At 70.0% G+C, this 15,016-nt stretch carries 9 protein-coding genes and 1 pseudogene; 4 read left to right on the forward strand and 6 right to left on the reverse strand.

All coding sequences use genetic code 11. The annotated features are described in order from the left end of the window. The first annotated feature begins 151 nt into the window (after positions 1-151). A complete protein-coding gene (gene purH / locus ACO07Z_RS17500) occupies positions 152-1,765 on the forward strand; it encodes a bifunctional phosphoribosylaminoimidazolecarboxamide formyltransferase/IMP cyclohydrolase (RefSeq protein ID WP_421699870.1) in 1,614 nt (537 codons plus the stop codon). A gap of 67 nt (positions 1,766-1,832) precedes the next feature. Here the strand turns inward: purH and ACO07Z_RS17505 are convergent, their stop codons facing one another. Then, on the reverse strand, positions 1,833-2,540 hold the full coding sequence (locus tag ACO07Z_RS17505) for an OmpW/AlkL family protein (protein ID WP_421699871.1): 708 nt from the start codon (positions 2,538-2,540) through the stop codon (positions 1,833-1,835). Between the two features lie 251 nt (positions 2,541-2,791). On the opposite strand from ACO07Z_RS17505, the pseudogene ACO07Z_RS17510 reads away from it, so the two are divergent. Then, positions 2,792-7,640, forward strand: a pseudogene (locus ACO07Z_RS17510) (NAD-glutamate dehydrogenase). Between the two features lie 212 nt (positions 7,641-7,852). Here the strand turns inward: ACO07Z_RS17510 and acs are convergent. The 5 genes from acs to tsaD form a co-directional block, all read right to left on the reverse strand. Continuing rightward, a complete protein-coding gene (acs, locus tag ACO07Z_RS17515) occupies positions 7,853-9,811 on the reverse strand; it encodes an acetate--CoA ligase (protein WP_421699872.1) in 1,959 nt (652 codons plus the stop codon). 141 nt (positions 9,812-9,952) lie between these two features. Then, a complete protein-coding gene (locus tag ACO07Z_RS17520) occupies positions 9,953-10,651 on the reverse strand; it encodes a class I SAM-dependent methyltransferase (RefSeq protein WP_421699873.1) in 699 nt (232 codons plus the stop codon). Continuing rightward, entirely contained in the window at positions 10,612-11,031 is a 420-nt protein-coding gene (locus tag ACO07Z_RS17525) for an EVE domain-containing protein (RefSeq protein WP_421699874.1), read from the reverse strand. The genes ACO07Z_RS17520 and ACO07Z_RS17525 overlap by 40 nt, the downstream gene beginning before the upstream one ends. Before the next feature lie 88 nt (positions 11,032-11,119). Continuing rightward, on the reverse strand, positions 11,120-12,109 hold the full coding sequence (locus ACO07Z_RS17530; RefSeq protein ID WP_421699875.1) for an NAD(P)H-dependent glycerol-3-phosphate dehydrogenase: 990 nt from the start codon (positions 12,107-12,109) through the stop codon (positions 11,120-11,122). Beyond that, positions 12,109-13,260 carry a tRNA (adenosine(37)-N6)-threonylcarbamoyltransferase complex transferase subunit TsaD gene (gene tsaD / locus ACO07Z_RS17535; protein WP_421699876.1) on the reverse strand — a complete coding sequence of 384 codons (1,152 nt, stop codon included), beginning with the start codon at positions 13,258-13,260 and terminating at the stop codon, positions 12,109-12,111. Before tsaD ends, ACO07Z_RS17530 begins: the two co-directional genes overlap by 1 nt. A 61-nt stretch (positions 13,261-13,321) precedes the next feature. On the opposite strand from tsaD, the gene hemC reads away from it, so the two are divergent. Next, positions 13,322-14,251 (forward strand): hydroxymethylbilane synthase, encoded by a 930-nt coding sequence (gene hemC, locus ACO07Z_RS17540; protein ID WP_421699877.1) that lies wholly within the window; start codon positions 13,322-13,324, stop codon positions 14,249-14,251. Between the two features lie 11 nt (positions 14,252-14,262). Then, entirely contained in the window at positions 14,263-14,955 is a 693-nt protein-coding gene (locus ACO07Z_RS17545) for a uroporphyrinogen-III synthase (RefSeq protein ID WP_421699878.1), read from the forward strand. The last annotated feature ends 61 nt before the right edge of the window (positions 14,956-15,016 follow it).

Consider the following 15,016-nt stretch of genomic DNA (forward strand, 5'->3'; position numbering starts at 1 on the left):
CGCCGTGCCGTCGGCGAGCGCCGTCATCCCAAGGGGCGAGCGCAGCGAGCCTCGAAGGATGCATAGCTGTCCGGGGGGCTCGAAGGTTCACCCGGAAGGCCAGACGTGGTACGGGCGGCGGCTTCCTCGTTCAAACGCACTGGCCGCTCCCATGTCTGGTTCAACGCCCGCCGATATCCGTCCCATCGCCCGCGCTCTGCTTTCGGTCTCCGACAAGACCGGCCTCGTGCCCTTCGCGCAGGCGCTGGCCGCCAAGGGCATCGCGCTGGTGTCCACAGGCGGCACGCGCAAGGCGCTGGCCGAGGCGGGGCTGATCGTGGCGGATGTGTCGGATCTCACCGGCTTTCCCGAAATGATGGACGGGCGGGTGAAAACACTGCACCCAGGCGTGCATGGCGGCATTCTCGCCATTCGCGACGATGCCGGCCACCGCGCCTCCATGGACGAGCACGGCATCCTGCCGATCGACCTCGTGGTGGTGAATCTCTACCCGTTCGAGGCCACGGTGGCGCGCGGCGCCGGCTATGATGACTGCGTGGAGAACATCGACATTGGCGGCCCGGCGATGATCCGCGCCGCCGCCAAGAACCATGCGGATGTGGCCGTGGTAGTCGATCCCGCGAGCTACGCCACCGTGCTGGCCGACCTTGAGGAGAAGGGCGGCACCAGCCTCGCCACCCGGCGCAAGCTGGCGCAGCTCGCCTATGCCCGCACCGCCACCTATGACGGCGCCATCGCCGCTTGGTTCGCCGAGGTCGAGGCGAAGGAGAACGCGGAAGCGGCAGCAGAAAGCCGGGTGTTCGGCGGGCGCCTCGCGGAGGCGCTGCGCTATGGCGAGAACCCGCACCAGAGCGCGGCCTTCTATGTCGGCGGCCCGGCGCGGCCGGGGGTCGCCACCGCCCGCCAGCTGCAGGGCAAGGCGCTGTCCTACAACAACCTCAACGACACCGACGCGGCCTTCGAGGCGGTGGCGGAATTCGACCCCGCCCGCGCTCCGGCGGTGGTGATCGTCAAGCACGCCAATCCCTGCGGCGTCGCCGAGGGCGAGACGCTGGTCGAGGCCTATCGCAAGGCGCTGGCCTGCGACCCCACCTCGGCCTTTGGCGGCATCGTGGCGCTGAACCGCACGCTGGACGCCGACGCCGCCCGCGCCATCGTCGATATCTTCACCGAGGTGATCGTCGCCCCCGACGCGACCGAGGAAGCCGCCGCCATTGTCGGCGCCAAGAAGAATCTGCGCCTGCTGGTGACCGGCGGCCTGCCGGACCCGCGCGGCGGCGGCCTGGCAGTGAAGTCGCTCGCCGGCGGCTATCTCGTGCAGTCGCGCGACAATGCCGTGGTGGACGACATGGCGCTGAAAGTGGTGACCAAGCGCGCGCCGACGGCGAAGGAGCTGGCGGACCTCGCCTTCGCCTTCCGCGTGGTGAAGCATGTGAAGTCGAACGCCATCGTCTATGCCAAGGACCTCGCGACCGTCGGCATCGGCGCCGGGCAGATGAGCCGGGTCGATTCGGCCCGTATCGCCGCCCACAAGGCGCGCGACGCGGCCGAGGCGGCGGGGCTGGCCGAGCCGCTGACGCGCGGCAGCGTGGTGGCCTCCGACGCCTTCTTCCCCTTCGCCGACGGGCTGATCACCGCCATCGAGGCCGGGGCCACCGCGGTGATCCAGCCCGGCGGTTCGATCCGCGACGCGGATGTGATCGCGGCGGCGGACGCGGCCGGCATCGCCATGGTGTTCACCGGCATTCGCCATTTCCGCCACTGAGCGGGACGGACAAGCCAACGAAAAAGGGCCGGCGCGAGCCGGCCCTTTGCGTGTGAGGCTCCTCGCCTCAGAAGCGGTAGGTGACACCGAGGCCGACGATCCACGGGTCGAGATCGGCCTTGCCGGAAAGCGCCTGGCCGGCGACGACCACGTCGAAATCGGGCTTGAGGAAGAGCTTCTTCACGTCGACGTTGAGGCCCCAATGCTCGTCGAACATGTAGTCGAAGCCGACCTGCAGCGCCCAGCCGAACGTGTCCTTCACGTCGATCGAATCGGCTGAATAGGCCTTCTGGTCGAAGAAGAAGGTGTAGTTGATGCCCGCGCCGACATAGGGCTTGAAGGCGCCGAAATCGGTGAAGTGATACTGCAGCGTCAGGGTCGGCGGCAGCAGCCAGACTTCGCCGATCTTGTTCAGGCTGGCAATCGTGCCGGTGCCGTTGATGTCGTGCGGCGTGACGCCGAGGATCAGTTCGGCGGCCCAGTTCTTGGTGAAGTAGTAGGTGATGTCGAGTTCCGGCACCACTGAATCCGAGATGTCGAGCCCGGAGCCGGGGACGCCGTGGACCGAACCATTATCCTCGGGGAACACGCCGAGCAGGCGCAGGCGAATCTGCCACGGGCTCTGTTCCTGCACCGGCGCGGGCGCCTTGTAGGCGAGCGGCGCGGCCTTGGTGATGTCGGCGGCCAGCGCCGGGCCTCCCATCAGAGCCGCGCCCGCGAGCGCGAGGACCGCCGGCGCGGCGGTGCGAGCAAAAAATGACCGGATGGACGACATGCCCCAAACCCCTTTATTCCCTTAAGCCCCGTGCAAGGGCGCGGGCCTATTGGTGAGGGCGCGGGCGAGTCGTGCGCTTGATCGAGATCAAGCGGGCGATAGTCTTGTCATTCTGTGACCAACAGGCAACAGCGGCCGAGAGAGGGCTCGCCCGCATTTAAGTGGGCGGAATAGACGTATAATAGAACAATCGGCTACAGCCGGCGGGCGGGCTCCCAGGCGGAGGTCGCGCCATCCGGCGGGGGGAAGTGATGGGCGTCGAAGGGTTCCTGGCCAGCGAGGACGAGCGCGTCGCGCGCCAGCTCGTCGAGCAGGCGGACCTTATCCTGCAGGCGACCGACGGCGACGTGCCGGCCCGGTTCGCGCAGGGGCTGTTCGGCCGCGCGGTGGCGGAGGATGTGCGGGTCTACACGCCGCACGAACTCGCTGCGCTGGCCCGGCTCGCCTATGGGCATCTCAAGGTCCGCCGCCGCGACAGTTTCGACATCCGCATCGAACAGCTCCCAGCCGCCGAGGGCGGCGATCGGCTCGCGCGGGTCTCGGTGATCGAGATCGTCAATGACGACATGCCGTTCCTGCTCGATTCGCTCATGGGCGCGCTCAACGCCCAGGGGCTGACGGCGAGCTTCGTCGTCCACCCGATCATGGGCGTCGACCGCGACACCAGCGGGCAGGTGACCAATCTCGTGCCCGGCGAGACCCCGGCCGGCGCCCGCATGCGGCGCGAAAGCCTGATCCAGATCCATGTGCCGCGCATCGAGGATGAGGGCCGCCAGGTCGCCCTGATCGAGGAACTCGGCGCGGTGCTCAACCAGGTGCGCGTGGTGGTCGCCGCCTGGCAGCCGATGATGGCGCAGGTGCGCGCGGCGGTGACCAATCTCACCCTCGCCCCCGCCATGGTGCCGCGCGAGGACCGGGAAGAGGCGATCGCCTTTCTGGAATGGCTGCTTGCCGGCCGCTTCACCTTTCTCGGCTGCCGCCACTATCAGTCCGCCGGCGCGCCCGGCGCGAAAGCGACGGTGTTCGAGCGGCGCATGGAGGATGCGCTGGGGATGATGGCGGACGAGGCCTTCCGCCTGTTCCGTCCCACCGGCGATCCGCGCTCGGTCAGCGCCGACATCGCCGAGGCGCTGGCCGATCCCAGCCCGCTGATCGTCACCAAGTCGCGCACCGTTTCCAGCGTCCACCGGCGGGCCTGGATCGATGTGGTGCTGGTCAAGCGCTACGACGCGCAGGGGCGCGTGGTCGGCGGGCTGTGCATCGCTGGCCTGTTCACCGCCACCGCCTATACGAGCTCGGTCCGCACCATCCCGGTGCTGCGGCGCAAGGCTGCCACCGTGCTGGCGCGCGCCGGCTTCGCACCGGAAAGCCATTCCGGCCGGGCGCTGGTGAAGGTGCTGGAGACCTATCCGCGCGACGACCTGTTCCAGATCGACATTGCCGCGCTCTACCAGTTCTCGCTCGCCATCCTGCAGCTGGACGAACACCCGCGCGTGCGGGTGCTGGCGCTCAATGAGCGGTTCGACCGTTTCGTCTCCATCCTCGTCTTCGTGCCGCGCGAACGCTATGGCAGCGAGGTCCGCGCCAAGATCGGCACGCTGCTGGCGTCGAGCTTTGGCGGGCAGGTGGTCGCCTTCCGCCCGCTGTTCCTCGAAGGCCCGCTGACGCGGGTGCATTTCATCATCGAGCGCGGCACCGGCGAGGTGCCGAGCGTCAATCGCGCGACGCTGGAAGAGGCGATCGGCGCCATCATCCGCACCTGGGGCGACGGCTTTGCCGAGGCGCTGGCGGCGACCGTGCCGGCCAGCAAGGCGAGCGAGCTGATGGAGCGCTACGCCGGCGCCTTCCCGGCCGGCTATCAGGCGGCGGCGACGCCGGCGGAGGCGATCGACGATCTGCGCCTCATCGAGGAACTGAGCGAGGCGAATCCGGTGGCGGCGGATTTCCGCCCTTCGGCGCTGCGCGAGCGCGGGCGTCTCGCGCTCAAAGTGTTCAGCTACAAGGTGCCGCGCCTGCTGTCCGAGCGGGTGCCGCTGCTCGAATCCATGGGCTTCGTGGTCATTGACGAGCGCACCTTCACCGTCCGTCCCGCCGGGGGCGCGCCGGTCTATGTGCATGACATGCTGCTGTCGCGGCGCGGCGGCGGCGATGTCGCGCTCGACAAGCTGGGGCCGCGGCTGCACGCGACGCTGATGTCGGTGCTGCGCGGCGGCGAAAGCGACGGGTTCAACGCGCTGGCACTGACTGCCCAGCTTGGCTGGCGCGACATCGCGCTGCTGCGGGCGCTGGGGCGCTATCTCCGGCAGGTCGGCATTCCGTTCAGCCAGGATTATCTCTGGCAGACGCTGAACGCCCACCCCGCCATCGCGCAGAAGCTGGTGGCGCTGTTCCATGCCCGCTTCGACCCCGAACAGGGCGAGCGCCGGGCCGAGCGTCAGGAGGAACTGCGCGCCGCCATCGAGGCCGCGCTGGCGGATGTGCCGAGCCTCGACGAGGACCGCATCCTGCGCCGCTTCGCCAATCTCATCGGCGCGGCGGTGCGGACCAATTTCTTCCAGCGCGGCCCGCAGGGGAGCCACCGCCCGACCATCGCCTTCAAATTCCTCAGCACCGCCGTCGAGGGACTGCCGCAGCCGCGCCCGCTGTTCGAGATTTTCGTGCAGTCGCCGCGCGTCGAAGGCATCCATCTGCGCTTCGGCCGGGTGGCGCGCGGTGGGCTGCGCTGGTCCGACCGGCCGCAGGATTTCCGCACCGAGGTGCTGAGCCTCGTCAAGGCGCAGCAGGTGAAGAACGCGGTCATCGTTCCGGTGGGCGCCAAGGGCGGCTTCGTGCCGCAGCAGCTTCCCACCGGGCCGCGCGAGGCGATCCAGGCCGAGGGCGTGGAAGCCTACAAGCTGTTCATCTCCAGCCTGCTCGACGTGACCGATAATATCGAGGACGGCCGCACGGTTCACCCCGCGCAGACGGTGCGGCACGACGAGGACGACCCCTATCTCGTCGTCGCCGCCGACAAGGGTACCGCCACTTTCTCCGACACCGCCAACGCGCTGTCGCTGGAGCGCGGCTTCTGGCTGGGCGACGCTTTCGCCTCCGGCGGCTCGGTCGGCTATGACCACAAGGCGATGGGCATCACCGCGCGCGGGGCGTGGGAGGCCGTGCGCCGGCATTTCCGCGAACTCGACATCGACATTCGCCGCACGCCCTTCACCGTGGCCGGCGTGGGCGACATGTCGGGCGACGTGTTCGGCAATGGCATGCTGCTGGAGAACACGATCCGCCTGGTCGCGGCTTTCGACCATCGCGACATCTTCCTCGATCCGAACCCCGACCCCGAACTCTCCTTCCGCGAGCGCCAGCGGCTGTTCGCGCTGCCGCGCTCCAGTTGGCAGGACTACGACAAATCGCTGATCTCGCCCGGTGGCGGGGTGTTTCCGCGCAGCGCCAAGAGCATTCCGCTGACCCTGGCGATGCGCGAGGTTCTGGGCTTCGAGGCCGCCTCCGCTTCGCCCGCCGAAGTGATCAGCGCCATTTTGCGCGCGCCGGTGGACCTGCTGTGGTTCGGCGGCATCGGCACCTATGTGCGCGCGACCAGCGAGACCGACGCCCAGGCCGGCGACCGCGCCAATGACGGCGTGCGCATCACCGGCAGCCAGATCCGGGCGCGGGTGATCGGCGAGGGCGCCAATCTCGGCGTCACCCAGCGCGGGCGCATCGAGGCGGCGCGGCGCGGCGTGCGGCTGAACACCGATGCCATCGACAATTCCGCTGGCGTCAACACCTCCGACATCGAGGTGAACATCAAGATCGCCATGGCGCCGGCCCTGCGCGAGGGGCGGCTCGACCCGCAGGCGCGGGCGCAGGTGCTGGCCAGCATGACCCCCGAGGTCGCCGCGCTGGCGCTGACCAACAACTATCTGCAGACGCTGGCGCTCTCCCTCGCGGAAATGCGCGGGCTCGACGATCTCGGCTTCCTGCAGCGGCTGATGCAGCGGCTGGAAGCGCGCGGCCTGCTCGACCGGGCGGTGGAGTATCTGCCCACCGACAGCGAGATCGCGGAGCGGCGCGGGCGCGGCGAGGCGCTGACCCGGCCGGAAATGGCGGTGCTGCTGGCCTATGCCAAGCTCTCCGTCCATGCCGACCTGCTCGACACCGACGTGCCGGACGACCCCTATCTCGCGCGCGAATTGGCCGCCTATTTCCCGCCCGAACTGCGCGAGCATTTCCCGGAAGGCGTGGAGCATCACCGGCTGCGGCGCGACATCATCGCCACCCGTCTGTCCAACGCCATGATCAACCATGGCGGGCCGGCCTTCGTCGCCCGGCTGATGGACGAGACCGGCGCGGGCATTGACGGCATCGCCAAGGCCTTCGCCGTGGTGCGCGACGGTTTCGGCCTCGCCGGGCTCAACCGCGAGATCGACGCGCTGGACGGGCTGGTGCCGGGCGCGGTGCAGCTCGACCTCTATGGCGTCGTGCAGGACATGCTGCTCGACCGCGCCATCTGGTTCCTGCGCAATGTCGACCTGCGGCGCAATCTCGACGACCTCGTCGGCCATTACGCCGCCGGCATTCCGCCGGTGGAGAAGGTGCTGGCCGGCCCGGTGCGCGAATTGCTGCCGGAAGAAGCGCGGGTGCTGCACGATGCCCGCATCAGCCAATGGACGCAGGCCGGCGTGCCGGAGGCGCTGGCGCGCCGCATCGCCCGGCTGCCGGCGGTGGAGAGCGCCACCGATATCGTGCTGATCGCCGACCGCACCCGCGCCCCGCTGGCGGATGCCGCCGTCACCTTCTTCGCCGTCGCCCTGCTGTTCCGGCTGGAGCGCATTCTCGGCCCGGCGCGGACCTTGACGGTGACGGATTATTACGACCGGCTGGCGCTGGAGCGGGCGCTGGCGGCGTTCGAGAGCGCCGTGCGCCGGCTCACCGCCGAGGTGATCGAGGAGCACGGCGCCGGCGTCGCCGGGGTGTCGAGCTGGGCGCGGGCGCGCGGCGAGGTGGTGGAGCGCGCGCAATGGCGTGCACGAGATCGCCGGCTCGGGGCTCAGCGTGTCGAAGCTGTCGGTGGCGGCGAGCCTGATCGGCGATCTGGTGCGGGGGTAGGGTGGCTGCCGCGCGGTCGTTCGCGCGAAACGCACGCTCACATCCCCGGCCGTCATCCCGGACGGCCGCAGGCCCATCCGGGATCGTCTGCGACATGGGAGGCGATCCCGGCTCTGCGCTACGCGCCGGCCGGGATGACGGATGGCGGGGCCGGGATCACCGATGCTGGGCCGGCCCGGATGATCACATCCGTGCCGGATCCCAAACCCGGCTCACACCGCCGCGTGCTTCTTGTTCTGGCGGTGGGAGATGAGATCGTCCACCACGGCCGGGTCGGCCAGCGTCGAGGTGTCGCCGAGACTGCCGAACTCGTCCTCGGCGATCTTGCGCAGGATGCGGCGCATGATCTTGCCGGAGCGGGTCTTGGGCAGGCCGGGGGCGAACTGGATGAGGTCCGGCGAGGCGATGGGGCCGATCTCCTGCCGCACCCAGACCACGAGTTCCTTGCGCAGCGCCTCGGTCGGCTCGACACCGGCCATCAGCGTCACATAGGCGTAGATGCCCTGACCCTTTATGTCGTGGGGATAGCCGACCACGGCGGCCTCCGACACCTTGGGATGCGCGACGAGGGCGCTTTCCACCTCGGCCGTGCCCATCCGGTGGCCGGAGACGTTGATCACGTCGTCGACGCGGCCGGTGATCCAGTAATAGCCGTCGGCGTCGCGGCGGCAGCCATCGCCGGTGAAATACTTGCCGGGATAGGTGGAGAAATAGGTCTGCATAAAGCGCTCATGGTCGCCATAGACCGTGCGCATCTGCCCCGGCCAGGAATCGGCGATGACAAGATTGCCCTCGCAGGCGCCGCTGAGCGGGTTGCCTTCCGCGTCCACCACTTCCGGGATCACGCCGAAGAACGGGCGCGTCGCCGAGCCGGGCTTCAGCTTGGTGGCGCCAGGGAGGGGGGTGATGAGGATGCCGCCGGTCTCGGTCTGCCACCAGGTATCGACGATGGGGCAGCGCTCCTCGCCGACCACGCGGTGATACCATTCCCACGCTTCCGGGTTGATCGGCTCGCCGACCGAACCGAGCAGGCGTAGCGAGGCGCGGCTGGTCTTGGTCACCGGCGCATCGCCGCCCTGCATCAGCGCGCGGATGGCGGTGGGGGCGGTGTAGAAGATGTTGACCTTGTGCTTGTCGATGACCTCCCAGAAGCGGGAATTGGTCGGGTAGTTCGGCACGCCCTCGAACATCAGCGTGGTGGCGCCGTTGGCGAGCGGGCCATAGACGATGTAGCTGTGGCCGGTGACCCAGCCGATATCGGCGGTGCACCAGTAGATGTCGCCGTCGTGATAGTCGAAGACATACTGGTGGGTCATCGAGGCATAGACGAGATAGCCGCCCGTCGTGTGCAGCACGCCCTTGGGCAGGCCGGTCGAGCCCGAGGTGTAGAGGATGAACAGCGGGTGCTCCGCGTTCACCGGCGTCGCCGGGCAATGGCGGGTCACCAGCTCCGCAGCCTCGTGGTACCAGACGTCGCGGCCGGGCTCCATGTTCACCGCCCCGCCGGTGCGGCGGACGACGACGACGTGGTCCACCTCGACATCGCCGAGCTTGGCGATGGCGGCGTCGACATTGGCCTTCAGCGGCACCTTGCGGCCGCCGCGCAGGCCCTCATCGGCGGTGATGACGACCTTGGAGCCGCAATCGCGGATGCGGCCGGCGAGGCTGTCCGGCGAGAAGCCGCCGAACACCACCGAATGCACCGCGCCGAGCCGCGCGCAGGCGAGCATCGCATAGGCCGCCTCGGGGATCATCGGCATGTAGATGGTGACGCGGTCGCCCTTCTCCACATTGCGGTTGCGCAGCACATTGGCGAAGCGGCAGACCTCGTCATGCAGCTCCTGATAGGTGATGTGGCGGTGCTCGGACGGGTCGTCGCCTTCCCAGATGATGGCGACCTGGTCGGCGCGGGTCGGCAGATGTCGGTCGATGCAGTTCCAGGCGACGTTGGTGACGCCGTCCTCGAACCATTTGATCGAGACATGGCCGGGGTCGAAGGAGGTGTTCTTCACCACCGTATAGGGCTCGAACCACTCGATGCGCTTGCCCTCGTCGGCCCAGAAGGCCTGCGGGTCGTTGAGCGAGGCCTCATACTTCGCCTGATAGGCGCGATCATCGAGGAAGGCCCGCTTCGCCCACTCCGCGGGCACGTCGTAAATCTTGTCGGACATGGCGTTCTCCCCATCAGGCGGCGCTGTGCGCCCTCTCTTGCTTCGGCGGGATTATGGTGACCCCGCCGGGGCGGGACAAGCGCGCGGGCGCGCAACTTTGGTCGGTAGGTAGTCGCGCGGAGGGGCACGCCGCGTCCGCTCTCAGCGCGGCTTCGGGCGCCAGACGCTGGTGGCCTTGATCTCCGCGTCTTCCAGCTCGCGCGAGACCGGAACGGCATAGTCCGCCATCTTTTCCAGCCGCTCGCGCGGCAGATAGGAGCGGCCGGGATCGCCGATCCACACCTCGACGCCGCCCGCCGCGAGGGCTTCCAGCCAGGCGAAGACCCGCGTCGCCAGGTCGCGCTCATAGGCGATGTCGCCGGCCAGCACCACGTCCCAGCCGCCCTCGGTGCCCACCACATCGGCGGTGAGCACGTCCACCGCCGTGCCGTTGAGCGCGGCATTCGCCGCGATGGCGGCATGGGCGAAGCGGTCGATGTCCGCGCAGGCGACATGGGCCGCGCCGGCCTTCATGGCGGCGATGCCGACCAGCCCCGAGCCGGCGGCGAAATCCAGCACGCGCTTGCCGCGCACCGTCTCAGGACGGTCAAGGATGTAGCGCGCCAGCGCCTGCCCACCGGCCCAGGCGAAGGCCCAGAACGGCGGCGGCAGGCCGATCTCGCCCAGCTCCTCCTCGGTGCGCTGCCAGATCGGCAGCGATTCCTCGGCAAGGTGCAGCGTGATCTCCGGCACCAGCGGCGGGGCGAGGCGCTGCGTCTCGGCGCGGATGAAGGCGTCGGGATCGGCGATGCCGCGCGGCGTCAAAATGTGCCGCCCGCCATCTCCAGCACGATGTCCCATTCGGCGTCGGTGACGGGTTGGACTGAGAGGCGCGAGAATTTCATCAGCGCCATCTCGGCGAGGCGCGGTTCCGCCTTCACCGCCGCGAGCGACACCGGGTTCTTCAGCGCCGCCACCGCCTTGAGGTCGACCATGACGAACTTGCCCGAGGGGTCGGAAGGGTCGGGATAGGCTTCCTTGATCACCTCGACGATGCCGACGATCTCCTTGCCCTCGTTCGAATGGTAGAAGAACCCCCGGTCGCCGAGCCGCATGGCGAGAAGCTGCTGCTTGGCGAGGTGATTGCGCACCCCATCCCAGTGGGTGCCCTTGTCGGCGGCGGCGACCTGCTGCTCCCAGGACCATTTGAAGGGTTCGGACTTGTAGAGCCAGTGCGCCATTTCCACTCCTGATGACCTCGCCGGAAGGCTCATTCACTTACCGCTTCGCCGCGCCTCCGTCATCTCGCAGGGTCCGGCGCGCCGCGTCTCACGCTTCCGCCTTTTGCGGGCGGGCCAGCAGCGAGCCGATCGCCTGCTCGATGCCATGGCGCCCGGCCAGCACGTCTTCCACCGCGCGGGCGATGGGCATGTCGACGCCGCGCGCCTGCGCCATCGCCACCAGCACGCTGGCGGTGAGCGCGCCTTCCGCCAGCTTGCCCGGCGGGTGCAGGCCCTCCTCCTGGCCGAGGCTGAGACCGAGCGCGTAGTTGCGCGATTGCGCGGTGGAGCAGGTGAGGATGAGATCGCCGAGGCCCGACAGGCCGGTGAGCGTTTCCGCCCGCGCGCCATAGGCCTTGCCGAAGCGCATGAGCTCGGCGAAGCCGCGCGCGATCAGCGCCGCCCCGGCGCTGGCACCGAGCTTGCGGCCACCGACAATGCCGGCGGCGATGGCGAGCACGTTCTTGGCCGCGCCGCCGATCTCGACCCCGCGCACATCCTCGCTGTGATAGAGCCGGAACGACCCGGAGCCGAGCGCGGTGGCCAGCGCCTCGGCCACCGCGCCGTCCCGCGCGGCCAGCGTCACGGCGGTGGGCAGGCCGGCCGCGACATCGGCGGCGAAGCTGGGGCCGGAAAGGATCGCCGGCACGGCGCGAGGGCAGGCTTCGCCCAGCACCTGCGTCATGAAAAGCGAGGTGCCGCGCTCAATGCCCTTGGCGCAGGTGACGACCGGCGTGCCCGGCGCGAGATGCGGGGCGAGGGCGGTGGCCACGGCGCGGCTGGCCTGTGCGGGCACAACGAGGAGCACCGCATCGGTGGCGGCGGCGGCGGCGAGATCGTCCGTCGGGCGCACCGAATCGGCCAGCGACACGCCGGGCAGATGCGCGGGATTGGCGCGCCGCTGTGCCAGCGTTTGCATCAGCGCCGCGTCGCGGCCCCACAGCACCACCTCGCGTCCGGCGCGGGCGGCGGCATTGGCCAGCGCCGTTCCCCAGGCGCCGGCCCCGACCACGCCGATGGAGGCGAAGCGTGCCGGCATCAGCCGCCGATCCCTTCGGACGGGGCGGACGGGGCGGCGGCGGGCGGCACGGCGGGAGTGTCGGCGGCGACCTCGGCAGCCTGCGCCGCGGCCCGGGCCGCGCCCACGCCCTCGATCTCGCCCAGCGGCCAGCGGGCGCGGGGGGAGGCGTCGAGCCCGTCGTGCAGACCGCGCGCCAGCCGCTCGGCGCCGGCCCAGGCGATCATCGCGCCATTGTCGGTGCACAGCTCCGGCGGCGGCACGGCGAGGCGGGTGCCGCCATCGGCCGCGACCTTGTGCAGCGCCCGGCGCACCGACTGGTTGGCGCCGACGCCGCCGGCCAGCACCAGCGCGGAGGGCTTCAGCCCCTGATGGCGCATCAGCCGCAGCGCGCAGCGTACGCGGTCGGCGAGAATGTCGACCACCGCCGCCTGGAACGAGGCGCACAGATCGTTCACATCCTGCTCGCTCAGCGGGGCGATCTTCAGCGCCTCGATGCGCACGGCGGTCTTGAGGCCGGACAGCGAGAAATCCGGCACCGGCTTGCCGTGCAACGGGCGCGGCAGGGCGAAGCGCTCGGGGTCTCCCTGCAACGCCGCGCGCTCCACTGCCGGGCCGCCGGGATAGGGCAGGCCGAGCATCTTGGCGGTCTTGTCGAAGGCCTCGCCGATGGCGTCGTCCATCGTGCCGCCGAGCTTCTCATATTCACCGATGCCGGTGACGGCGACGAGCTGGGTGTGGCCGCCGGAGACGAGCAGCAGCAGGAAGGGGAAGGGCACCTTGTCGGTGAGCCGCGCGGTGAGGGCGTGCGCTTCGAGGTGATTGACCGCGACCAGCGGCTTGTTTGCCGCCAGCGCCAGCGCCTTGGCGGTGGTGAGGCCGACGATGACACCGCCGATCAGCCCGGGGCCGGCGGCGGCGGCGATGCCGTCGATCTCGTCGAGCCGCAGCCCGGCGGCGCGCAGGGCGCGGGCGACCAGATGGTCGAGCACTTCGACATGGGCGCGGGCGGCGATCTCCGGCACCACGCCGCCATACTCCGCATGGTCCTCGGTCTGCGAATGCACGATGTTGGACAGGATCGCGCCGGTCCCGTCGGCACGCCGACGCACCACCGCGGCGGCGGTCTCGTCGCAGGTGGTCTCGATGCCGAGCAGGAGAAGATCACGCATTGACTTTACGGGGTTGGCCGGTGAACTGAACGCATACGAACCGCTAGCACCGCAGGACGGCATGACGCAATCGCTTCCCAAACTCCGGCTCGGCACCCGTGGCAGCCCGCTCGCCCTGTGGCAGGCGCATGCGGTACGCGACGCGCTCTTGAAGGCGCATCGCTGGCCGGACGAGGCGGTGGAAGTGCAGGTGATCCGCACCACGGGCGACGCCATCACCGACCGCGCGCTCTCCGAGGCCGGCGGCAAGGGGCTGTTCACCAAGGAGCTTGAGGAAGCGCTGCTCGACCGGCGCATCGACCTCGCCGTGCATTCGGCCAAGGACATGCCGACGCGGCTGCCGGACGGGCTGCACCTTGTCGGCTACCTCCCGCGTGCGGATGTGCGCGACGCGCTGATCCTGCGCGAGGGCGTGGCGCTGCGCGACCTCAAGCCCGGCGCGCGCGTCGGCACCGCCTCGCTGCGGCGCGAGGCGCAGCTGCGCCGGCTGCGGCCAGACCTCGACGTGTCGCTGCTGCGCGGCAATGTGCATACCCGCCTCGCCAAGGTGGAAAGCGGCGAATTCGACGGCACGCTGCTCGCCTATGCCGGGCTGAGCCGGCTCGGCCTCGCCGACAAGGTGAGTTCGGTGCTGGAGACCACGGATTTTCTCCCCGCTGTCGGCCAGGGTGCGGTGGCGATCGAGACCCGCTTCGGCGATATCGCGGTGGACGCGCTGGTGGTGCCTGTCGTGAGCCCCGCGACTGGCCTCGCTTTGCGGGTGGAGCGGGCCTATCTCGCCGAGCTCGACGGCTCCTGCCGCACGCCGATTGGCGGGCTGGCGCAGGTGGAAGGCGACGAGATCCGCTTCCGCGGCGTGGTGCTGGCGCCGGACGGCTCGCGCTTCTACGAGATCTTGCGGTACGGGCCGATCAACCGCGCGCTGGAACTCGGCATTGCGGCGGGCAAGGAAATGCGCGCCATGGTTCCGGCCGATCTGTTGCCGCACTGATGCGGGTGCTGGTGACACGGCCGCAGCCGGACGCGCAGGCGACCGCCGCGCGGCTGCGCGAGGCGGGGCATGGGGCGGTGGTGGATCCGATGCTGACGGTGGAACCGCTGCCGGAGGCGCTTCTGCCGGCCGGCGCTTTCGACGCAGTGACCCTGACCAGCGTCAATGGTGCCCGGCTGCTGGGCGCGCGCCCGGAACTGCCGGCGCTCGCCGGTCTGCCGCTCTATGCCGTCGGCCGGCGCACGGCGGCGGCCGCCCCGGCTGCTTTTACCGAGGTGCATGTGGCGGGCGGGGACGGGGCGGCGCTGGGCGTCTTGCTGCGTGAGCGCCTGCCGGCCGGAGCACGGCTGCTCTATATCGCCGGCGAGGAGCGGGCGGTGGACATCGGTGCGGTGCTGGCGGACGCCGGCATTTCCACCGAACTTTTCGTGATCTACCGCACCGTGCCGGCTGAGGCCCTGGCGCCGGCGACGGTGGAGGCGGTGCGGGCGGGGCGGATCGACGCGGCCTTCCATTTTTCGCCGCGCACGGCGGCGACGCTGGCGGGGCGGGCGGAAGCGGCGGGGCTGGCGACGCATTTCCGCCATGTCGAGCATCTGTGCTTCTCCGCCAATGTGGCGAAGCCGCTGGCGGCGATGGGCTGGCCGACCCGGATCGCGCGCGAGCCGACCGAGGACGGGCTGTTCGATCTCATCGGCCGGTAAACCATCGCAGTCTCCCGAGGTTGCGGCGCGGGGGCGGGCGGTCTATCCCGGAACCAGGGGC

It is taken from the genome of Ancylobacter sp. (genome assembly GCF_965229075.1).
GTDB lineage: Bacteria > Pseudomonadota > Alphaproteobacteria > Rhizobiales > Xanthobacteraceae > Ancylobacter.

Bases quoted from the DNA above. Each gene is read 5' to 3' on its own strand.
- purH (WP_421699870.1), top strand. From the start codon at position 152: ATGTCTGGTTCAACGCCCGCCGATATCCGTCCCATCGCCCGCGCTCTG.
- ACO07Z_RS17505 (WP_421699871.1), bottom strand. From the start codon at position 2,540: ATGTCGTCCATCCGGTCATTTTTTGCTCGCACCGCCGCGCCGGCGGTC.
- acs (WP_421699872.1), bottom strand. From the start codon at position 9,811: ATGTCCGACAAGATTTACGACGTGCCCGCGGAGTGGGCGAAGCGGGCC.
- ACO07Z_RS17520 (WP_421699873.1), bottom strand. From the start codon at position 10,651: ATGGGACATCGTGCTGGAGATGGCGGGCGGCACATTTTGACGCCGCGC.
- ACO07Z_RS17525 (WP_421699874.1), bottom strand. From the start codon at position 11,031: ATGGCGCACTGGCTCTACAAGTCCGAACCCTTCAAATGGTCCTGGGAG.
- ACO07Z_RS17530 (WP_421699875.1), bottom strand. From the start codon at position 12,109: ATGCCGGCACGCTTCGCCTCCATCGGCGTGGTCGGGGCCGGCGCCTGG.
- tsaD (WP_421699876.1), bottom strand. From the start codon at position 13,260: ATGCGTGATCTTCTCCTGCTCGGCATCGAGACCACCTGCGACGAGACC.
- hemC (WP_421699877.1), top strand. From the start codon at position 13,322: ATGACGCAATCGCTTCCCAAACTCCGGCTCGGCACCCGTGGCAGCCCG.